We start from the raw sequence: 20,927 nt of genomic DNA, 5'->3' as shown, positions 1-20,927 counted from the left end.
GGTCTGCCGTACAGAAAACCCGCTCCTCGGAGCGGGTTTTTTATTGGGCGTCAGCTGTGGCTCGCGTCGAGGAAGGCCTGGTAATGGCGGGCGGATTCCTCCGGCCTTTCGAGCATGGGCGCATGGCCGCAGTTCGCCATGATCACCACGCTGGGTTTCTTCAGCAGTGGCTTCATCACCTCGATGCTGGAGATGTCCAGGACCCGATCGCGGTCGCCCCAGAGCAGCAGGGTAGGGGCTTCGATACGGGGCAGCTCCGGCTCCAGCGGTATGTACCGCTCCCGGAGCTGGCGGAACACCTCGTCATAGTGCTTTTCGTTGGCGATGGACTGCTCGGCCAGGTAGGCCTTGACTGAGGCGGGCAGCGGCGGAGGCTCGACGAAGACGAAATCGAGCATGCGCTGGAAATCCCCGGCACTGCGCACCACCAGCGGGTTGGGCTGGCCGCTTTCGATCAGGCGGAACAGCTCGCTCTCTTTCGGCGCAGTGATGCCGGCGTTGTCGAACAAGGCGAGGCTGCGCACCTGCTGCGGGTAGCGTGCCGCGAAGATCCCGGCGATATGGCCGCCCATGGAGTTGCCCACCAGATGCACCTTGCCCAGCTCCAGGGTTTTGACGAAGGACTCCAGGCGCTCCGTCTGGGTGCCGACGTCGTAACTGCCGGCAGGCCGATCGCTGTCACCGAAGCCAGGCAGGTCCAGGGCGATGACGTGATAGCGCCGGGTGAAGTGCCGGGCGAAGCGCAGCCAGTTGTCCTTGTTCGCGCCGAAGCCATGGATCATCAAGATGGTTTCGCCCTTGGCCGGGCCGCCCTCGTAGTAATGGATGCTAAGATCGCCCAGCGCGACCTGCCGCTCCGACAGCCCGGCGAACTGGCGCTCAACCAGCCGGACGCTTGTCGTCAGGGCCGCAGGGGAGAAATAGAGCGTTGCTGCCGCAGCCGCCAGTAAAATGAGGACTGCGGTAATGAGTTTCTTCATGACGCTTCCTTATCGCGAGCAGTTCTTCCAACCGCCAGTACGCTAGCATGAAGCTCGCGTCAGGCGACGCCGCCTCCACGCGGCCAATCGAATGTCCAGTCCGGGAAACCTCAGATGCCAAGCCGACTACACCTTGCCTCCCTGCTCCTCGCGCTCTGTCTGCTGCCCGGGTTGGGGCAGGCCGCAGGGAAGTGCGAGCGCCTGGTGGCGACCGGCAATCCCGAGTATCCCCCTTATCTCTGGCGCGATCCTGAAAATCCCAAGCAATTGATAGGCGCCAATGCCGACCTGCTCAAGCAGATTGGCAAGGAGCTTGGCGTCAAGGTGGACATCCTCTACACCGGTCCCTGGTCCCGCGCCCAGGACGAAGTTCGCACCGGTCGGGTCGACCTGATCGCCGGTGCCTTTCTCACCCTGCCGCGCCTGGAAACCATGGACTACGTCCACCCGGCCTTCCTCCAGGCCCAGAGCGTGGTCTGGGTGAAGCGCGACAAGGCGTTCCCCTACGCCGGCTGGGACGACCTGCGCAACCACACCGGCGGTACCCTGGTGAAGAACAGCTTCGGCGAGGCCTTTGACCGCTTCGCCAAGGAAAACCTCAAGCTCGAAGAAGTACCCAGCCTGACCCAGGCCTACCAGAAGCTCCTGCTGGAGCGGACCGACTATGTGCTCTACGAGCGCTACCCGGGTCTGGTCCTTGCCGACACCCTGGGCATGGCCGACGACCTGGTGGCGCTGGAACCACCTATTTCCAGTGAAGGTCTGTACCTGACCCTGTCCCACAACTCGGCCTGCAACGACCCCTGGCTGCGCGGACAGCTGGCGAAAAAAATGACAGAATTGGTCGCCGCCGGGGTCCCGGAAACCCTGCTGCAGCGCAACCTGGAACGGTGGAAGGCGCTGCAGATGCAGCCCGTCGCCACCCCCGAATGATTAGGAATCCTCTCGTGAGCAAGACACCCCTGTTTGCTGCCGGCCTGGCCGTGCTGGCCCTGGCGGGCTGCGCCAACGACCCGGCGCCGGTCGAGCAGATGCGCCTTACCCAGAAGGCGGTGGAGCAGGCCCAGGCTGTGGGCGCCACTGAACAGATCGAGGAAATGAAGCTCGCCCAGGAAAAACTCGCGCGGGCTGAAAAGAACATGGGCGAGCAGGACTACAAGCGTGCCCGCGTCCTGGCTGAGGAAGCGGAACTGGACGCCCGTTTGGCCGAAGCCAAGGTGCTGACGAAGAAAAGCCAGGACCAACTGGCCGAGCTGACGGCGCGTATCAATCGCCTGCGCAAGCAGTTGGGAGATGTCCAGTGAAGCGGAATCATGCATTGAGCATCGGCCTGCTGTGCAGCCTCGGCGTCCTCGGCGGCTGCGCCAGCCAGCAACAGTCCGAGCAGAGCCTTGAGCAGGCCCGGCAGATGTTCCAGAAGGTCAAGGAGGACCAGAACGTCCTCAGCAGCGCCCCCAAGGATGTCATTCGCGCCGGGGAGTCCCTGGCCCGCGCAGAACGTCTGTCCAGCTACTGGGGCAACGACGCCGATGTCGCGCACTACGCCTACCTCAGCCAGCGCTACAGCGAAATCGCCAGCCAGCACAGCGAGCAGAACCAGAACCAGACCCAGGCCGCCAAGCTGCAACTGGAGCGCGAGCGCCTGCAACTGGCCCTGCGCGAAGCCAAGCTGATGAGCGTGCAGCAGCAGGGCAAGTGGCTGGAAGAACAGATGATCGCTCTGGCCGCCACCGAAACCGACCGTGGCCTGGTGATGACCCTCGGCGATGTGCTCTTCGATACCGGCCGCGCTGACCTCAAGGCTTCGGCGAATCGGACGGTACTCAAGCTGGTGCAGTTTCTTCAGCTCAACCCCCGGCGCGTGGTGCGCATCGAGGGCTACACCGACAGTAGCGGCAGCAAGCCGGACAATCTCAAACTGTCCACCGACCGTGCCCAGTCGGTAGCGGACGCCCTGATCGACCTTGGCATCGACACCAAGCGCATCCAGGTGCAGGGTTACGGCGAAGCCTTCCCCGTGGCAGAGAATGCCTCCAACCGTGGCCGGGCGCAGAACCGCCGCGTAGAGATCGTCTTCTCCAACGAGAAGGGCGAGCTCGGCCCAGCCCGCTAGACCCATACCAACGAAGCCCCGGTTGCCGTTCGGCGCCGGGGTTTTTTCGTGCCTGGACAATTGCACTGTATCGCCCACACTTTTCCGATCTGTACCGGTTCAGTTTAAAAGTGTTCGGATAGTGTTTCGGTCCAGCGATACAGGTGCCACCGTCATGACCAATCTGTTGCTCTACCAACGCATCGCCCAGCAATTGGCCGATGACATCCGCCGTGGCGTCTACCAGCCCGGCGAGCGCGTACCCTCGGTGCGCAAGCTCAGCTCCCAGCTCAGTGTCAGCCACGCCACGGTGCTGCAGGCCTATGCCAGCCTCGAGGACCAGGGCCTGATCCGCGCCCGTCCGCAATCCGGCTTCTACGTGCACCAGACGCCGGCCCTGACCGCGTCCACCCCGGATATCGCCCGCGTCGAGCGTCCCGGCCTGGTGACCCGCGCCAGCATCATCCAGCAAGTCCTGGCCGAGTCCCGCCGCGAAGGCGTGTTCCCGCTGGGCGCAGCCGTGCCTCACGTCGACTACCTGCCGGTGCGCACCCTGCACCAGCAACTGGCCAAGGTCACCCGCTTCCACAGCCCGCGCGCGTTCAGCTACATGTTCAGCCCCGGATTCGAGCCGCTGCGCCGCCAGGTGGCGATCCGCATGCGCGATGCCGGCGTGGTCGTGGACCCGAGTGAAGTGGTGATCACCCACGGTTGCGTGGATGCCCTGCAGATGAGCCTGCGGGTACTGACCCGTCCGGGCGACCTGATCGCCACGGAGTCGCCCACTTACTACGGGCTGCTGCAATTGGCCGACCTGCTTGGCCTGAAGGTGATCGAGATCCCCAGCGACCCGACCACCGGCATCAGCCTGGAAGCCCTGCAACTGGCCGCCAACCAGTGGCCGATCAAGGCCCTGGTGCTGACCGCGCGGCTGAGCAATCCCCTGGGCGGCACCATTCCGGAGGATCGCCAGAAGCAGCTGCTGCGTCTGTCCTCGGACTTCGACATCCAGATCATCGAAGACGACATCTACGGCGAACTGATGTTCGACCAGGGCCCGTCCAAGGCGATCAAGGCGTACGACCTGGACGACCGGGTCATCTACTGCTCCAGCTTCTCCAAGACCCTGTCCCCGGGCGTGCGCATTGGCTGGATGGTCGCCGGCAAGTACCAGGCCGAAATCCAGCGCCTGCAGACCTTCAGCACCCACTCGGCGTGCAGCGTCACCCAGATGGGCGTGGCGGCCTACCTGGAGAACGGCGGTTACGACCGGCACCTGCGCTATATCCGCCAGGAGTACCGGAAGAATCTCACGGCGTTCCAGTTGGGGGTGCAGCAGTATTTCCCCGAAGGCACCCAGATCACCCGCCCCAATGGTGGCTTCATCCTCTGGATCAGCCTGCCGGCCAAGGTGAATACCAAGGACCTGCACGTGCGCGCCTTGCAGCAGGGCATCAGCATCGCCCCGGGGCTGATCTTCAGTAACACCGAGCAGTTCAACCACTGCGTCCGGCTGAATTGCGGCATTCCATGGAACCGCGAGGCCGAGCGGGCAATCATGACCCTCGGCATGCTCGCCCGGCAGCTCTGCCAGGAAGCGGGCCTGTAGGGGCGAACTCATTCGCCAAGGGCTGCTAAGCAGCCCCCTGCAGAAATCAACGCAGCCTTAACCCGTTCAGGCGAGTGCGTCCGTCTACTGGTGCGAATGGCTCATTCGCTCCCAGGAGGCGTCCATGTCCAGCCACCGTTTTCTTCAGCACCAACCCCTGGCGGCCGGCTTCACCGCCGGACTGCTGCTGGCCCTGACGGCCTGCAGTGCCCAGGATGCCTCGACACCGGAAACCGGAAAGGCCGAGGCTCCATCCCCTGCGTCGAGCCAACCGGCGCCGTTGCTGCGCGAAGAGGTCAGTCCCCGTGCGCCGGCTTCGATGGCCAAGCGCGCCGATTACGCCGCCGAGGCGCAGCAGATGCCCATGGCCGCACCGGCGCCCATGGTCGACGCCAGCCTGCCGGGTTACCGCGACGTGCCCCGCGAGCAGTACCAGCATCTGGCGGACAACCCGGTCCACGCCGTGGCCAGCGAGCCGGTCTCCACCTTCAGCATTGATGTCGATACCGGCAGCTTTGCCAACGTGCGGCGATTCCTCAATGACGGCCAGCTGCCGCCAGCGGACGCGGTGCGCCTGGAGGAGATGGTCAATTACTTCCCCTACCGCTATCCGCAGCCGGAAGGCGATGTCCCCTTCGGTATCGGCGTCGAATTGGCCCAGACGCCCTGGAACCCGCAGACCCGATTGCTGAGGGTCGCGATCAAGGCCTCCGACAGCAGCGTCCAGCAACTGCCACCGGCCAACCTCGTGTTCCTCGTGGATGTTTCCGGCTCCATGGACCGGCGCGAAGGCCTGCCCATGGTCCAGGGCACCCTCAAACTGCTGGTGGATCAATTGCGCCCCCAGGACCGCGTCTCCCTGGTCACCTATGCCGGAGAGGCGAGGGTAGTGCTGGAGTCCACCCCCGGCAGCGAGAAGACCAAGATCCGCGCCGCCATCGAGCAGCTCAACGCCGGTGGCTCCACGGCGGGCGAATCAGGCATCCAACTGGCCTACGCCGAAGCGCAGAAGGGCCTGATGCCGAACGGGATCAACCGCATCCTGCTGGCCACCGACGGTGACTTCAATGTGGGCATCAGCGACTTCGAGAGCCTCAAGCAACTGGCCGCGCAGAAGCGCAAGGGCGGGGTGTCCCTCACCACCCTGGGGTTTGGCGTGGACAACCTGAACGAGCGACTGATGGAGCAACTGGCCGACGCCGGCGACGGCAACTACGCCTACATCGACAATCTGCGGGAAGCGCGCAAAGTGCTGGTGGATCAGCTCAGCTCGACCCTGTCGGTAGTGGCCCGGGACGTGAAGCTGCAACTGGAGTTCAACCCTGCCGAAGTCAGCGAATACCGCCTGCTGGGCTACGAAAACCGTGCCCTGAAGCGGGAAGATTTCAACAACGACAAGGTGGATGCCGGGGAAATCGGTGCCGGGCATACCATCACCGCGCTGTATGAAATCGTCCCTGCCGGCGCCAAGGGCTGGCTGGACCCCCTGCGCTACCAGGCGGGCGCCAAGGCCGAGAGCAAGGCGGGGGAACTGGCCTGGCTGCGGGTACGTTACAAGGCGCCTGGCTCGGAACAGAGCCGCCTGCTGGAGCGGCCCATTGCCGTTGGCAAGGTGCCTGGCGTGGCCGAGGCCAGCGAGGACCTGCGCTTCGCCGCGTCCGTGGCGGCCTTTGCCCAACAGCTCAAGGGTGGTCAGTACACCGGTAACTTCGGCCTGGCCGACTCCGCCAACCTGGCGCGTGGCGCCCGTGGCGAGGACCGTTTCGGCCTGCGCGGGGAGTTCGTGCAACTGGTGGAACTCGCCCAAAGCCTGCAAACTCCCGCCCCATCCCAAGCGCGGAAGGAATGACGTGAACGCGACACTCACGGACGACGACGCCGCCTTGCTGCGGCGTTACCGCAACGGCGATGCCGAGGCCTTTGGCGTGCTCTACGCGCGCCATCGCCTCGGCCTCTACCGTTTTCTCTGCGGGCTGTGCGGCGACGCTGCCCTGGCCGAGGAAATCTTCCAGGAAACCTGGTTGAACCTGATCCGCAGCGAATCGGAGCAGCGTGGCCAGGCCAGCTTCAAGACCTGGCTCTACCAGATCGCCCGCAACCGCCTGATCGATCACTGGCGCAAGCACGGTCGACAGCAGGGGCGCGAAGAAGCTTTCGACGAGGTCCTGCACGGTGATGCTCTGCCGGGCAACAGCCCCGACCCCGAGCAGGAACTCGCCCTCAGCCAGGACCAGCAGCGCTTGCGTGCGGCGCTGGACGAGCTGCCAGGGGAACAGCGCGAGGTCTTCCTGTTACGCGCCCATGGCGACCTGGAACTGACCGAAATTGCCGAACTCACCCGCACGCCCGCCGAGACGGTAAAGAGCCGCTTGCGTTACGCGTTGCAGAAGTTGCGTCGGCTGCTGGCCGACCCGGCTGCGGCCGAGGAGGTATCCGCATGAACCGAGACCCGCACAAGCCGGACGATATGGAACGGGAACTGCTCGAACACTACCGTCAACACAGCCATGACGAGCCGCCCTCGGCACTGGACCAGCGCATCCTGGCGGCGGCGGCCCGGGCGGCGAAGGATCGGGCGGTGCCCGGACCTTCATTCGGCGAACGCCTGCATGCCTGGCTGTTCGGCGCGGGCGGTCGCCAGCGTTGGGCGGTGGCCATCGCGGGCCTCGCCTCGCTGGGGATTGGCCTGAGCCTGACCCTGCGTACTCAGGACCAGGTCCAGGAGCGCTTCGATGCACCTCCGGCCAGCGTTGCACCCAATTCGGCGCCGGCCCCGGCGGCTGCGCCCATGTCACGGGCCGCGCCGGCGACGTACGCCAGCCCACCCGCGAGGGCCGAAAAGAAGAAGGAGTCCGCCATGGCTGACAGCAGTGCCGAACTTCAGCAGCAGGCGGAATCGATGCCGTTGAAGGAAGCCGCACCCAAGGCGGACCTGGCGAAGTCCGTGCCGCTACCCGAGCCGGAAGCCAGCCTGCGCCAGGTGCTGAAACTGACGAACGAGGGCAAGCGGGACGAGGCGGACAAGCTGCTGGAGTCGCTGCGTAGCCGCTATCCCCAGCGAGATCTCAACGCAGAATTGCGCGAACTCGAGCGTGGCCGCTGAACGCGATCGCGCCGGGCTTGCCACCCAGCAGGCGAAGGTGGAGCATGATGCCATCACTCACCTCCGCTCGATCCCCCCATGCGTTCGATTCTTCTCGTTTGCGCCTGCCTGGCGCTAACCCTGCTGGCGGCCTGCGACAACGACGTGCCATCCAAACCCAAGGCGCCTCCGGCACCGCCGCCGCTGTCCTCCACCCCGCAACCGGAGCCTTCGGCACCGGCTCCGGCCCCGGTTGCGCCCAAACCTGAACCCAAACCCGCTCCCGCGCCGCCGCCCAAAGCGGCAGTGCCGCCGGCCCCTCCGGAGCCGCCCAAGGACCCGGCGGCGGCCGCGAGCACCGAGCCGTCGGAACCGGAAGCCAAGCTCGATCTCAGCCTGCCCAGCGACCTGGCCGATCAACTGGCCCCGGGCTCCCCGACCGATGACCTGCCGGACCAGCCTCTGCTGCCGAAGATGTTCGAGGAGAAGCCTCTGCCGGAAAGCCCCTTCCAGCTCAACGGCAAACTGATCACCAACGAGCGGGAAGATGACTACTGGCGTTCGGTGGAAGGCGCGGAACTGCAGTTCGAGTTCAAGCGCTGACAAGGTACGGAGCGAAGGAGCCGACATCGTAGGGTGCGCCGCGCGCACCAGCGGTTGAACGTAGTTCCAGGCCTGCCCCTTGGAGCGGTGCGCATGGCGCACCCTACCGTCTGATAAGTGCCGGCGTCATGCCACGAAGCCGCGGTTGAGCAGGGGGCAAAAGCCAATAAATTCGCCCCAGGCTCAGCGCCGTGCGTCCTAGAAGCGATACTCCCCGCGCTGGATAGCCTGATAGAGCGCGCCATCGAGTGGGCGGAAACCCGCGTCTCCCGGCAGACGGGCGAAGAGGGGGGCATTCACTGCCTCCGGATCGTAGGCCTGCTTCTTCAGGTCGACCTTCTTGTACTTGAAGGTCCCCGTGGTCTCCACCTCCTCCAGCAACCGCAAGAAGAGGGGTGAGGCGTAGGCCGGCAGTTCGCGGTCCAGATGCTCGGCCAGGGCCTGGCGGTCCAGCTGCGCCCCTGCCGACAAGCGTAGGGCGGCCATGCCGCAGCGGCCGTTGGTGCCGGGAATCTCCACACCGTAGACCACTGCATCCTCCACATCAGGGAAGGCGCCCAAGGCGTTCTCGACTTCCGTGGTGGATACGTTCTCGCCCTTCCAGCGGAAGGTGTCGCCGAGGCGGTCGACGAACTGCACGTGCTTGCAGCCGATGCCGCGCATCAGGTCGCCGGTGTTGAACCAGGCATCGCCTGGCTTGAACACGTCGCGGAGGATCACCGCCTCGGTCTTGGCGGGATCGGTATAACCGTCGAATGGCCACTTGGGGCTGATTTCGCTGATCAGCAGGCCCGAATCGCCCACCGGCACTTCCTGAAGGAAGCCCTGCTGATCACGGAAGGGCCGGTCGTTCTCCAGGTCATAGCGAACGATGGCGAAGGTGGCCGGCGAAAAGCCCACCGTGTTGTCGAAGTTGAAAATGTTGGTGAAGCCGATGTTGCCCTCGCTGGAGGCATAGAACTCCATCACCCGTTCGATGCCGAAGCGCGTCTTGAACTCGGCCCAGATCGACGGGCGCAGGCCGTTGCCGATCATGCAGGTCAGGGTATTGCCTCGTTCCTCGGCGCAGGGCGGCTGGTTCAGCAAGTAGCGGCAGAGCTCGCCGATGTAGCCGAAGCAGGTGGCCTGGTAGCGGGCCACGTCCTTCCAGAAGTTGCTGGCGGAGAATTTGCGGCGCAGGGCGATCGCGGCGCCACCGGCCAGCACCGAGGCCCAGCTCACGGTGACCGCATTGTTGTGATAGCAGGGCAGCGTCAGGTAGAAGACGTCGCGTTCGGTGAGGCCCAGGCCCGAGTGGCCAAAGCCGCCGTAGGCCTTGATCCACTTGCCATGACTGAGGATGGACGCCTTGGGCAGGCCGGTGGTGCCCGAGGTGTAGATGTAGAAGCAGGCATCCTTGAGGCATACCTCGCCGGTCTCCGCCGGGTTGTCTCTGGACTGGCCCAGGGCAAGACGCATCAGGTTCTGCCAGCCTGCCGGGGTGGTGCCGGGGTCGACCAGGCTGTCGCCGTCGGCCACCCAGTAGCAGCGGCGAGCATCGTCCAGGTCAGCGCGGACCTCGTCGAACGCACCGCGCAATTCCTCACCCACCACAAAGTGCCGCGCCTTCACCAGGTTCAGGCTGTGGCTCAGTACCTTGCCCCGCTGGGTGGTGTTCACCAGGGCGGCAATGGCGCCCAGCTTGGCCAGTGCGCCCAGCAGCGCCAACACCTCGATGCGGTTTTCCAGCATCACCGCGACGACGCTGCCGTGGACCACCCCTTCAGACTTCAGGGCATGGGCCAGTCGATTGCTCCAGGCGTTGAAGTCGGCGTAGCTCAGCTGGCGATGCTCGTCGATCACCGCCGGGCGTTCCGGGTACCGCCGGGCCGCGCGCTCCAGGGCCCACCCCAGGGACAGCGCCTTCTCGCGGTTGCGAATGCCGGTGTAGTACAGGCCCAGCAACATGCGCGGCAGGCGTGGCAGGTTGGCCGGAAGGCGGGCGATGAAACGCAGCGGGGAGATCAGTTCTGCTTGGCTCATGGTTCTCGCGTGTTGTCGTTGTTGTAAGCGGCGCGGAACACTCTAGGACGCGGACCTGTCCTTCGCCATGACCCTGGTGCGGGGGTGAGGGGGCAGATGGGCGAATGGTTGGGGCAGTGAGATCGCTTGTAGGGGCGAATTCATTCGCCAAGCAGGACGAAGTCCTGCCCAACAAGGGAACGGGGCTGCTGCGCAGCCCTTGGCGAATGAATTCGCCCCTACAGGTTCATCGCCCTCGTGCGGGGCTCAGTCCAGAAACAGATCCGGCACCAGCGATCCGCCTTGCGGGTCGTAGCGGTAGTGCTCGAACTCGGTCTGTCCCTGTTCCCGCAGCAGCTCTTCATCGATCAGCAGGCGCCCGGTGATGCTGCGGCCGGTGCTGGAGAGGATGGCGTGGGCGGCGTCGGCCATGATGGCCGGGGTGCGGGCGCGCTTGAAGGCGTCGCGGCTGCCCAGTTCGAACTCGATGGCGGCGGTGGCGATCATGGTCTTCGGCCACAGCGAGTTGACGCTGATGCCGTACTTCTTGAATTCCTCGCTCATCCCCAGGGTGAGCATGCTCATGCCGTATTTCGTAACGGTGTAGGGGCCGTGCTGGGCGAACCATTTCGGCGCCAGGTTGAGCGGCGGCGACAGGTTGAGGATATGGCCGCCGGCGCTTTGCTTCAGGTAGGGCAGGGCGGCCTGGCTGCACACCATCACGGCGCGGGTGTTGATCTGGTACATCAGGTCGAAACGCTTGGCTTCCAGGTGCTCGACGCCCATCAGGCGGATGGCGCCAGCGTTGTTGACCACCGCGTCGATGCCGCCGAAATGGGCGGCGGCCTTGGCCATGGCCTCGCGTACGGCGTTCTCGTCGCGGACGTCCAATTGCAGGGCCAGGGCCTTGCCGCCAGCGGTTTCCACTTCCTCGGCGACGCTGAAGATGGTGCCGGGCAGCTTGGGATGGGGCTCGGCGCTCTTGGCGGCGATGACAATGTTGGCGCCATCGGCTGCGGCGCGCAGGGCGATCTCGCGGCCGATGCCGCGGCTGGCGCCGGTGATGAACAGGGTCTTTCCGGAAAGGGACATCGCGATGCTCCTGTTGTTATTCGGGGCGTTTATGTAGGAGGTCGTTACAGGGCTTCTTCGACTTCGACCAGCAACTGGCGGCTCTTCACCTGGTCGCCAGCGCTGACCTGCACGCGGCGGATCACGCCGTCCACGCCTGCCTTCAGCGGGTGCTCCATCTTCATGGCCTCCAGGACGACCAGCAGCTGGCCCTTGCCGACCCGTTCGCCCTCGCTCACCAGCACTTCGACGATGGCGCCGTCCATGGGGGCCTTCACCGTGCCCGAGCCGGCACCGTTCTGGGCGCCGGCCGGTTCGTGGGTGACGTCCTGCAGCTCCAGGTTGCCGTGTTGGCCAAACAGCCACAGTTGCGTGGCGCGTTGATGGTAGGCAACGCGGCGGCGGATACCGTCCAGTTCTACTGCCGCCCAGCGGCCATCGGCATCCAGCAGACGGACGGCGATTTCCGTCTCGCCGACTTTCGCCAGCAGACGGGGCTGTCGGCCGGCATCCTGCACGGCGAGTTCCACCCCATGTTTCTGCTCGCCCTGGCGCAGCATCAGGTTCCAGGGCGCATTTCCTGCGCTACGCCATCCGGCGAGGCCGCCCTGGTGAGCGCTGGCGGTGGCCGAAGCCTGATAGAGCAGGGCGGCGGCGACGGCCAGTTCCGAAGCGGATGCCCGCTGCGGGCTCAGGCTGGCATCGGCGCCGAAGGCCTCGCCGATGAAGTCGGTGGTGGCTTCCCCGGCAGCGAATTGCGGGTGCCGCAGCAGATCGGCGAGGAAGCGCTGGTTGCCCTTCACGCCCAGCAGCACGCAGTCCTCCACGGCGCGGGCGAGCTTGCGCCGGGCCTCTTCGCGGGTGGCGCCCCAGGCGACCACCTTGGCCAGCATGGGGTCGTAGAAGGGTGTCACCGTCTGGCCTTCAACCAGACCGTGGTCGATGCGGATGTCCGGAAGTAGTGCCGGCTCCCAACGCAGCACTTCGCCCGTCTGGGGCAGGAAGCCGGCGGCCGGGTCTTCGGCATAGAGGCGCACTTCCATGGCGTGGCCGTTGAGCTGGATGTCCTCCTGCCTGAGCGGCAGCGGCTGGCCTTCGGCCACGCGAATCTGCCAGGCCACCAGGTCCTGGCCGGTGATCAACTCGGTAACCGGGTGCTCCACCTGCAGGCGGGTATTCATTTCCAGGAAGTAGAAGGCGCCGCTGGCATCCAGCAGGAACTCCACCGTACCGGCGCCGATGTAATTCACCGTGCGTGCCGCCTTCACCGCGGCCTCACCCATGGCCTGGCGCAGCTCGGGCGTCATCACCGGGCAGGGGGCTTCTTCGATGACCTTCTGGTGGCGGCGTTGCACCGAGCAATCGCGCTCGCCCAGGTAGACGATGTTGCCGTGGCAGTCGCCGAACACCTGAATCTCCACATGGCGTGGCCGGAGCACTGCCTTCTCCAGGATCAGCTCGCCGTTGCCGAAGGCGTTCAGGGCTTCCGAGCGGGCGGTGCGCAATTGCGACGCCAGCTCGTCCGGACTGTTCACCAGGCGCATGCCACGGCCACCGCCGCCGGCGCTGGCCTTGATCATCAGCGGGTAGCCGATGCGCGCCGCTTCCCGGGCGAGGGTGGCGTCGTCCTGCTCGGCGCCTTCATAGCCGGGGATACAGGGCACCGCGGCTTCCAGCATGGCCAGTTTGGACAGGCGCTTGCTGCCCATCAGGTGGATGGCTTCCACGGTCGGGCCGATGAAGGTGATGCCGGCCCCTTCGCAGGCACGGGCGAAGTCGGCGTTCTCGGAGAGGAAGCCGTAGCCGGGGTGGATGGCTTCGGCGCCGGTCTTCTGTGCGGCGTCGATGATGGCCTGGACTGACAGGTACGACTGACCGACCGGAGCCGGGCCGATGCAGACCGCTTCATCCGCCAGTTGCACGTGGCGGGCGTCGCCATCGGCTTCGCTGTAGACGGCGACAGTGCGATAGCCGAGGGCCTGGGCGGTGCGCATGACCCGGCAGGCGATTTCGCCACGGTTGGCGATGAGGATCTTGTTGAAGCTGGGCATCTCTGCGCTCCTGCGGTGTGTCCCGGATCGTGTCCGGGCTGTTCTTGCGTAGGGTGGATCACGCTCTATCGATCCACCGCCGGTGGATGTGAAAAGCGACATCCACCCTACGGGTCATTGCGCCCAACTGGGCGTGCGCTTCTGCACGAAGGCCAGGGTGCCCTCGGCACCTTCGGGGCCGGTGACGGCGGCGGCGAACTGCTCGGCGGCCCGGTCCAGCAAGGGCGCCAAGGGTTCCGTTTCGGTCGCCAGCAGCAGCGCCTTGGTCCGGGCGTTGGCGCCAGGGGCGCAGCGGCGAATCTGCTCCAGGCTTTCCGCCAGGCGCTGTTCCAGGGCTACGGTCTCCGCCTCGGCAAAATGCACCAGGCCCAGGCGCAGGGCTTCGGTTCCGTCGAAGCGGGCGGCGGTGAGGGCCAGGCGGCGGGCCTGGGTCAGGCCGATGCGCTTGACCACGAAGGGCGCGATCTGCGCCGGCAATACGCCGAGGCCGGTTTCCGGCAGACCGAACTGGGCGCCTTGCAGGGCGATGGCGATATCCGAGACGCACGCGAGGCCGAAGCCGCCGCCCAGCACGGCGCCTTCCAGCACCGCGATCATCACCTGGGGCTGGGTCTGGGCCTCTTCCAGCAGGCTGCCGAAGGCACGGTTCAACGCCCGATACGCATCGCTGCCGGTGGCGCGGGCGCTGGCCATGTCCTTGATATCGCCCCCCGCGCAGAAGTGCCCGCCGGCACCGCGCAGCACCAGGGTGCGCACGCTGGCGTCTTCCCGAGTGGCGGCGAGCACGGCGCGCAATTCCGCCACCATGGCCAGGCTCATGGCGTTGCGGCTGTCCGGCCGGTTCAGGGTGATGTGCAGCACGCCACCGGCCTGTTCCAGCAGCAGGGTTTCAGTCTTCGGTACTTCCATGGTCGTGTCCCGGAGATGCGTGGTCGTAGGATGGGTGGAGCGGAGCGATACCCATCATTCGAGGCGATGGGTATCGGCGCTGCGCGCCTCCACCCATCCTACGGGCCTTCAGCCTTTCTTCTTGCCGGGCAGGATGCCCATCAGCTTGCAGATGATGCCCAGCATGATTTCGTCGGCGCCGCCGCCGATGGACACCAGTCGGGTGTCGCGGTAGGCGCGGGAGACGTGGTTGTCCCACATGAAGCCCATGCCGCCCCAGTACTGCAGGCAGGCGTCGGTGACTTCACGGCCGAGGCGGCCGGCCTTGAGCTTGGCCATGGAGGCGAGGCGGGTGACGTCCTTGCCGCTGATGTAGAGCTCGACGGCCTGGTAGACCAGGGCACGCAAGGCCTCGATTTCGGTCATCAGCTCGGCCAGGCGGAAATGGATCACCTGGTTGTCGATCAGCGGCTGGCCGAAGGTCTTGCGCTCCTTGCAGTAGTCGACGGTGACCTCCACGCAGTGCTCCAGGCCCTTGATCATGTTGGCCGCGCCGAACATGCGTTCTTCCTGGAACTGCAGCATCTGCATCATGAAGCCGGCGCCCTCGTGGCCGATGCGGTAGCGCTGCGGCACGCGGACGTTGTCGAAGAACACCTGGGCGGTTTCGGAGCTGCGCATGCCGAGCTTGTCCAGGTGGGGGCTGAGGGTGATGCCGGGGGTGTTCATCGGCACCATGATCAGGGACTTGTTGACGTGGGGCTTGTCGTCCGATGTGTTGGCCAACAGGCAGATGAAGTCGGCGCTGGGGGAGTTGGTGATCCACATCTTGCTGCCGTTGATCACGTAGTCGGCGCCGTCCTTGCGGGCGTTGGTCTTCATCCCGGCCACGTCCGAACCCGCTCCCACTTCGGAGACCCCGATGCAGCCGACCATTTCCCCGGTGATGGCCGGGCGCAGGAACTCCTCGCGCAGTTCATCGGAGCCGAAGCGCGCCAGCGCCGGGGTGCACATGTCGGTCTGCACGCCGATGGACATGGGGATGCCGCCGCAGTGGATGGTGCCGAACTCCTCGGCCGCGACGATCGAGTAGCTGTAGTCCAGGCCCATGCCGCCGAATTTCTCAGGCTTGGAGATGCCCAGCAGGCCCAGTTCGCCGGCCTTCCTGAAAATATCGTGGATGGGGAAGCGGCCTTCCTTCTCCCACTGGTCGACATGGGGGTTGATCTCCTTGTCGACGAAATTTCGCACTGTGCGGCGGAGCTCTTCGTGTTCCTGGGTGAAGATCATTGTTGTTGTTCTCCTTGTAGGGTGCGCCGAGCGCACCATGATCATTTCATTGGGTGCGCATGGCGCACCCTACGGATCAGAACCGGGCCACGCCGAAGCTGCTGCCCTTGAGCGGCCGCACCTCGGCCTCCGCGCAGATATCCAGCAGATAGCCCAGCAGCCGGCGGCTGTCACGGGGGTCGATGAGGCCGTCGTCCCACAGGCTGGCGGTGCCGTAGAGCGCGGTGGACTGGCTGTCGAGTTTCTGCGCGGTCACCTGTTCCAGCATGTCGAGCATCTTCGGATCGGGCTCCTTGCCCTCCTTGGCGTGCTTCTCTTCGGTGACGATGCGCAGCACCTTGCCGGCCTGGGCGCCGCCCATGACGGCGGTGCGGCTATTGGGCCAGGCGAAGATGAAGCGCGGGTCCAGGCCCCGGCCGCACATGGCGTAGTTGCCGGCGCCGTAGGAGCCGCCCACCACCAGGGTCAGCTTGGGCACGGTGGCGTTGGCCACCGCCTGGATCATCTTGGAACCGTGCTTGATCACGCCCAACTGTTCGGACTCGGTGCCCACCATGAAGCCGGTGGTGTTGTGCAGGAACAGCAGCGGCGTGTTGCTCTGCTCGCAGAGCTGGATGAACTGCGCTGCCTTGGCTGCGCCTTGGGGCGTGATGGGGCCGTTGTTGCCGATCAGGCCGCAGGGCCGGCCTTCAATGCGCAGGTGACCGCAGACCGTCTGGCAGTCGAACTCGTTCTTGAAGTCGAGGAACTCCGAGCCGTCGGCGATGCGGGCGATGATCTCGCGCACGTCGTAGGGCTTCTTCGGGTCTGCGGGGACCACCCCCAGCAACTCCTCGGCGCTGTACAGCGGCTCGCGCCACTCGGGTTTCGGGCGAGCCGGTAGCTGGGCGTTCCAGGGCAACATGGCGAGGATGTCGCGGGCCAGGCGCAGGCCGTCGGCATCGTTCTCCGCCAGGTACTCGGCGGTGCCAGCCACCTGGGCGTGCATCTCGGCGCCACCCAGTTCCTCGTCCGTCGCCACCTCCCCGGTGGCGGCTTTCAGCAGGGGCGGGCCGGCCAGGAACATCTTGGCCTTGCCGCGCACCACGATCACGTAGTCCGACAGCCCCGGCTGGTACGCACCGCCGGCGGTACTGGAGCCGTGCACCACAGTGACCTGGGGGATGCCCATGGCGGAGATGCGCGCCTGGTTGGCGAAGCCCCGCGCGCCTTCGACGAAGATTTCCGCCGCATAGTTGAGGTTGGCGCCGCCGCTTTCGGTGAGGGCCACCAGCGGCAGCTTGTTCTCCATGGCGATCTGCTGCAGGCGCAGGGTCTTCTTGAGGCCGCTGGGGGAGATGGTGCCGCCCTTGATGGCGCTGTTGCTGGCGCTGATCAGGCAGCGGGTGCCTGCGATGTAGCCGATGCCGGCGATGATGCCGCCACCGGCCTGGGTGCCGTCCTTGTCGTCGTGCAGCTTGTAGCCGGCCAGGGAGCAGAGTTCGAGGAAGGGGCTGCCCGGGTCCAGCAGCAGGTTCAGGCGCTCACGGGGCAGCAGTTGGCCGCGCTTCTCGAATTTCGCTTTGGCCTCGGCGGCCTTGTCCAGCACCTTCTGCTCGACCTCGCGGAAACCGGCCACGGCGGCGAGCATGGCCTCGCGGTTCTTCGCGAAGTCTTCGCCCTGGGTGTCCAGTTCGGATTGGATCACGGCCATCTGGCGTCACTCCTGGTCTTTCAGCACATCGGGCAGGTAGGCCCGGTGGAAGCCGTTGTAGGACGTGCTCTGGCCGGGCTTGGCCTTGGCCAGCGGGAAGGCACGGCTGCCTTGGCTGGCGGCGCCGTCGATGCGGACGGTGGTGCCGCTGATGAAAGCCGCGCCGGGGGAGAGCAGGAAGACGATGGCCGATGCCACTTCCGATTCGCTGCCGATGCGCTTGAGGGGCACATGCTCGCGCAGGGTCGGGATGACGGCCTTGAAGGCGCCTTCGTAAGTGTCCATGCCACTGGAGGCGATCCAGCCCGGGGCCACGGCGTTGACCCGCACCCCGGCGTAGCCCCACTCGACGGCGGCGGTCTTGGTGAAGTTCTCCATGCCGGCACGGGCGGCGCCGGAGTGGCCCATGCCGGGCATGCCGCCCCACATGTCGGCGAGCATGTTGACGATGCTGCCGCCAGTCTTGCTCATAGCCTGGTTGAACACCTCGCGGGCCACCAGGAAGCCGCCCACCAGGTTGGTGCGCACCACGGTCTCGAAGCCTTTCTGGTTGATCGAGGCGAGCGGGGCGGGGTATTGGCCGCCCGCGTTATTGACCAGGTGGTGGATGGCGCCGCGCTCGGCCAGCACCGCCGCCACCATGGCCTTTACCGCGTCTTCGTCGCGGATGTCGCAGGCCTGCCAGCTGACGCTGCCGCCGTCTTCGAGGATTTCGCCGGCGGTCTTTTCCAGCTTCTCCGGCTTGCGGCCCACCAGCACCACATGGGCGCCCAGGGCTGCCAGCTCGTGGGCGGTGCAACGGCCGATGCCGCTGCCGCCACCGGTGACCATGACGGTCTGGCCACTGAACAGGCCGGGCTTGAATACCGAATCGTATGCCATGGGTTGCGTCCTCAGAGGCTGTCGGCCAGGGCCTGGGGCACCGGCACCGGGAATTCCAGGAGTTGCTGGGCGAAGGCCTTGCCTTGCGGGTCAATGCGCAGGCTGGCGACACCGCCGCCGCCGAGGGCGTTTTCCAGCAGGAAGTTCAGGCTGTGACTGCCCGGCAGGTACCAGCGCGCCACGCGGCCGATCTGCGGGTCGAGCACATGGCCCATCCAGTCCACCACCGCCTCCGGGGTCAGGGCTTCGGCGATCCAGGGCAGGTATTCGGGTTTGCGCGCCATGACGCCGATGTTGCTGTGGTTGCCCTTGTCGCCTGAGCGGGCGACGGCGAGCTTCACCAGGGGCACGCTGGCGCGAGCCTGGCCTTCGGGGGCAGGCGGCGCCAGGTCGTCGGCGATGGCGGTGACGTCGAAGCGATCCGCTGGTGGCGGCTCGCACGGGATGCGCTGGCCGTCCAGCTCCACGTCGAGCTGGCAGGCGGATTTGTCCACCAGGAAGGAGAAGAGGCGGATCACCGGGTAGACGGTGGGGCGGCCGCCGACGATGCCGGTCAGGCCCGGCGCCATGCCGGTGGCGGCTTGGGCGATCTCGCGGGAGAACAGCACCAGGGCTTCCTTGCGGCTGTGGCTGACGGCGATCTTGATCACCACTTCGCGGCTGTCCTGGCGCTGGCCGTGGGGCCCGTAGGTCGCTTCGCTGCCCAGCAGTTCGACGTTCACCTCGCGGTAGCGCCCCCAGCCACGCTCGGCGAAGAGTTCTTCGGTCTTGGCGATGATGGCTCGGCTGACCCGCTCGGCCTTCTTCACGGCGTCGATGCCGGCCAGCAGGCAACTGGCGGTGCAGCGGAAACCGTCCGGGTAGGTGGCGCTGACCTTGTACTGCGGTGTCGGCGGCAGGCCGCGGGCGCCCAGAACGCGCACGCGCTGTTCGCCGGCCTGTTCCAGGGTCACTTGGGTGAAGTCGCAGACCACGTCGGGGAGCAGGTAGGCGCGCGGGTCGCCGATCTCGTAGAGCATCTGCTCGCCAACCGAGAAAGGCGTGACCAGGCCACCGGAACCCTCTGGCTTGGTCACGCAGAAGCGGCCATCGGCTTCGACTTCAATGATGGGGAAGCCGATGTGTTCGTAGTCGGGCACCGATTCCCAGTCGGTGAAGTTGCCGCCGGTGCATTGGGCGCCGCATTCGATGAGGTGACCGGCGAGGGCTGCCTGGGCCAGCTTGTCGTAATCGCTCCAGGCCCAGCCGAACTCATGGACCAGGGCGGCGCTGACCACCGCGCTGTCCACCACCCGGCCGGTGATGACGATGTCGGCGCCTTGCTCCAGCGCCGCGACGATGCCCGGCGCGCCCAGGTAGGCATTCACCGAAACGCACATCGGCGGCAGTGGGGCGTTGCTGAACATTTCGTGGATGCCGGCTTTGGCCAACTCGCCCATTTTCGGTTGCAGGTTGTCGCCGTGGAGCACCGCAATCTTCAGGGCTACCCCGGCCTTCTCGCAGGCGGCGGCGAGGGCGCTGGCGCAGGCGACGGGATTCACGCCGCCGGCATTGCTGATGACGCGAATCTTTTTCTCGGCGATGGTCGGCAGCAGCGGCGCCAGCACCTCGACGAAATCGGTGGCGTAGCCGGCGTTGGGGTCCTTCAGGCGGGCGCCGGCCATGATCGACAGGGTGATCTCGGCGAGGTAATCGAAGACCAGGTAATCCAGCGTGGCGCCATGCACCAACTGGGCGGCAGCGGTGGACGTGTCGCCCCAGAAGGCGGAGGCGCAGCCGATGCGTACGGTTCTTGTCATTGGAGTGGTCCGCAGCATTGTGGGGAGATGAAAAGAACACTACCAAGCAAGCGCTTGGTTGAAAAGTGCCGCCTTCGTTCTTTTTCACCCGAGCGCTTGCTTGGGCGAACCACCCGGCATAAATTTCGGCAATCAAGACAGAGACTTGCGGACCATTCTTAAGTTGGAATGGCTGACTGCAGCGGGGATAGCGATGAGCGTTGACGACGAGAAAGCCCAAGCGGTGATGCGTGAGCTGGTAGACAGTGGCCAGATCACCGACCCCGAAAGCGCCCGCGGCAAGCTGCTGCAGACCGCCGCTCACCTGTTCCGCAGCAAGGGCTATGAGCGCACCACGGTGCGCGACCTGGCCAGCGCCGTGGGTATCCAGTCCGGCAGCATCTTCCATCACTTCAAGAGCAAGGATGAGATCCTCCGTTCGGTGATGGAGGAGACCATCCTTTACAACACCGCCCTGATGCGCGCCGCCCTGACGGAGGCTGGCGACGTGCGTGAGCGGGTGCTGGCGCTGATCCGTTGCGAGCTGCAATCCATCATGGGCGGCACGGGGGAGGCCATGGGGGTGCTGGTCTACGAATGGCGTTCGCTCTCGGAGGAGAGCCAGCAATACATCCTCCAGCTGCGCGACAGCTACGAGCAGATCTGGCTGGACGTGCTGGGCGAGGCGCGGGCCGAAGGCTATTTCACCACTGATCCCTTCATTCTCCGCCGATTCCTCACCGGCGCCCTCAGCTGGACCACCACCTGGTTCCGCCCGGAAGGGCCCATGAGCCTTGACCAGCTTGCCGAGCAGGCCCTGTCATTGGTGCTCAAGGACGGCTGAGCGCTCGTTGCCGTGTTGTAGCAATGAAATTCGCGTAGTCTGCCGACGGACACGATCTGCAAG

The 20,927-nt window shown here is 65.8% G+C and carries 18 protein-coding genes; 9 read left to right on the top strand and 9 right to left on the bottom strand.

Features of this window, described 5'->3' with window-relative positions; genetic code table 11:
- Positions 1-50 precede the first annotated feature (50 nt).
- Positions 51-980, bottom strand: coding sequence for an alpha/beta hydrolase (locus TQ98_RS17740; RefSeq protein WP_044870228.1), 930 nt, complete (start codon positions 978-980; stop codon positions 51-53).
- A 114-nt stretch (positions 981-1,094) separates the two neighbouring features.
- On the opposite strand from TQ98_RS17740, the gene TQ98_RS17735 reads away from it, so the two are divergent.
- From TQ98_RS17735 to TQ98_RS17700, 8 genes are all read left to right on the top strand, one after another.
- Entirely contained in the window at positions 1,095-1,913 is an 819-nt protein-coding gene (locus TQ98_RS17735; protein ID WP_044870227.1) for a transporter substrate-binding domain-containing protein, read from the top strand.
- A 14-nt stretch (positions 1,914-1,927) separates the two neighbouring features.
- Positions 1,928-2,284: a DUF4398 domain-containing protein gene (locus TQ98_RS17730; protein WP_044870226.1), complete on the top strand. Its 357-nt coding sequence runs from the start codon at positions 1,928-1,930 to the stop codon at positions 2,282-2,284.
- Positions 2,281-3,093 (top strand): OmpA family protein, encoded by an 813-nt coding sequence (locus TQ98_RS17725; RefSeq protein ID WP_044870225.1) that lies wholly within the window; start codon positions 2,281-2,283, stop codon positions 3,091-3,093. Before TQ98_RS17730 ends, TQ98_RS17725 begins: the two co-directional genes overlap by 4 nt.
- Positions 3,094-3,247: 154 nt before the next feature.
- Entirely contained in the window at positions 3,248-4,681 is a 1,434-nt protein-coding gene (locus TQ98_RS17720) for a PLP-dependent aminotransferase family protein (protein ID WP_044870224.1), read from the top strand.
- Positions 4,682-4,805: 124 nt separating this feature from the next.
- Positions 4,806-6,530, top strand: coding sequence for a VWA domain-containing protein (locus TQ98_RS17715; RefSeq protein WP_044870223.1), 1,725 nt, complete (start codon positions 4,806-4,808; stop codon positions 6,528-6,530).
- Between the two features lies 1 nt (position 6,531).
- Complete coding sequence (locus tag TQ98_RS17710; RefSeq protein ID WP_044870222.1) at positions 6,532-7,122, top strand: RNA polymerase sigma factor; 591 nt, start codon at positions 6,532-6,534, stop codon at positions 7,120-7,122.
- A complete protein-coding gene (locus TQ98_RS17705) occupies positions 7,119-7,784 on the top strand; it encodes a hypothetical protein (RefSeq protein WP_044870221.1) in 666 nt (221 codons plus the stop codon). Before TQ98_RS17710 ends, TQ98_RS17705 begins: the two co-directional genes overlap by 4 nt.
- Before the next feature lie 78 nt (positions 7,785-7,862).
- Positions 7,863-8,366, top strand: coding sequence for a hypothetical protein (locus TQ98_RS17700; RefSeq protein ID WP_242443162.1), 504 nt, complete (start codon positions 7,863-7,865; stop codon positions 8,364-8,366).
- 198 nt (positions 8,367-8,564) lie between these two features.
- Here TQ98_RS17700 and TQ98_RS17695 read toward each other — a convergent pair whose 3' ends face one another.
- The 8 genes from TQ98_RS17695 to TQ98_RS17660 form a co-directional block, all read right to left on the bottom strand.
- Positions 8,565-10,388 (bottom strand): long-chain-acyl-CoA synthetase, encoded by a 1,824-nt coding sequence (locus TQ98_RS17695; protein WP_044870220.1) that lies wholly within the window; start codon positions 10,386-10,388, stop codon positions 8,565-8,567.
- Between the two features lie 246 nt (positions 10,389-10,634).
- Positions 10,635-11,459 (bottom strand): NAD(P)-dependent oxidoreductase, encoded by an 825-nt coding sequence (locus TQ98_RS17690; RefSeq protein WP_044870219.1) that lies wholly within the window; start codon positions 11,457-11,459, stop codon positions 10,635-10,637.
- Between the two features lie 44 nt (positions 11,460-11,503).
- On the bottom strand, positions 11,504-13,489 hold the full coding sequence (gene atuF / locus TQ98_RS17685; protein WP_044870218.1) for a geranyl-CoA carboxylase subunit apha: 1,986 nt from the start codon (positions 13,487-13,489) through the stop codon (positions 11,504-11,506).
- 114 nt (positions 13,490-13,603) lie between these two features.
- Positions 13,604-14,398 (bottom strand): enoyl-CoA hydratase-related protein, encoded by a 795-nt coding sequence (locus TQ98_RS17680; protein ID WP_044870217.1) that lies wholly within the window; start codon positions 14,396-14,398, stop codon positions 13,604-13,606.
- Between the two features lie 108 nt (positions 14,399-14,506).
- Entirely contained in the window at positions 14,507-15,667 is a 1,161-nt protein-coding gene (atuD, locus tag TQ98_RS17675) for a citronellyl-CoA dehydrogenase (RefSeq protein WP_044870216.1), read from the bottom strand.
- Positions 15,668-15,743: 76 nt separating this feature from the next.
- The gene (gene atuC / locus TQ98_RS17670; RefSeq protein WP_044870215.1) at positions 15,744-17,360 is read right to left on the bottom strand and encodes a geranyl-CoA carboxylase subunit beta; all 1,617 of its coding nucleotides are present in this window, start codon (positions 17,358-17,360) and stop codon (positions 15,744-15,746) included.
- A 6-nt stretch (positions 17,361-17,366) separates the two neighbouring features.
- Positions 17,367-18,242 (bottom strand): SDR family oxidoreductase, encoded by an 876-nt coding sequence (locus tag TQ98_RS17665; protein WP_044870214.1) that lies wholly within the window; start codon positions 18,240-18,242, stop codon positions 17,367-17,369.
- 11 nt (positions 18,243-18,253) lie between these two features.
- Positions 18,254-20,041 (bottom strand): acyclic terpene utilization AtuA family protein, encoded by a 1,788-nt coding sequence (locus TQ98_RS17660; RefSeq protein ID WP_044870213.1) that lies wholly within the window; start codon positions 20,039-20,041, stop codon positions 18,254-18,256.
- A gap of 193 nt (positions 20,042-20,234) precedes the next feature.
- On the opposite strand from TQ98_RS17660, the gene TQ98_RS17655 reads away from it, so the two are divergent.
- A complete protein-coding gene (locus TQ98_RS17655; protein WP_197708600.1) occupies positions 20,235-20,864 on the top strand; it encodes a TetR/AcrR family transcriptional regulator in 630 nt (209 codons plus the stop codon).
- The last annotated feature ends 63 nt before the right edge of the window (positions 20,865-20,927 follow it).

This window comes from Pseudomonas sp. LFM046, from assembly GCF_000949385.2.
GTDB lineage: Bacteria > Pseudomonadota > Gammaproteobacteria > Pseudomonadales > Pseudomonadaceae > Metapseudomonas.
The sequence above is the reverse complement of the archived record's forward strand: the minus strand, read 5'-3'. Positions and strand labels throughout refer to the sequence as shown.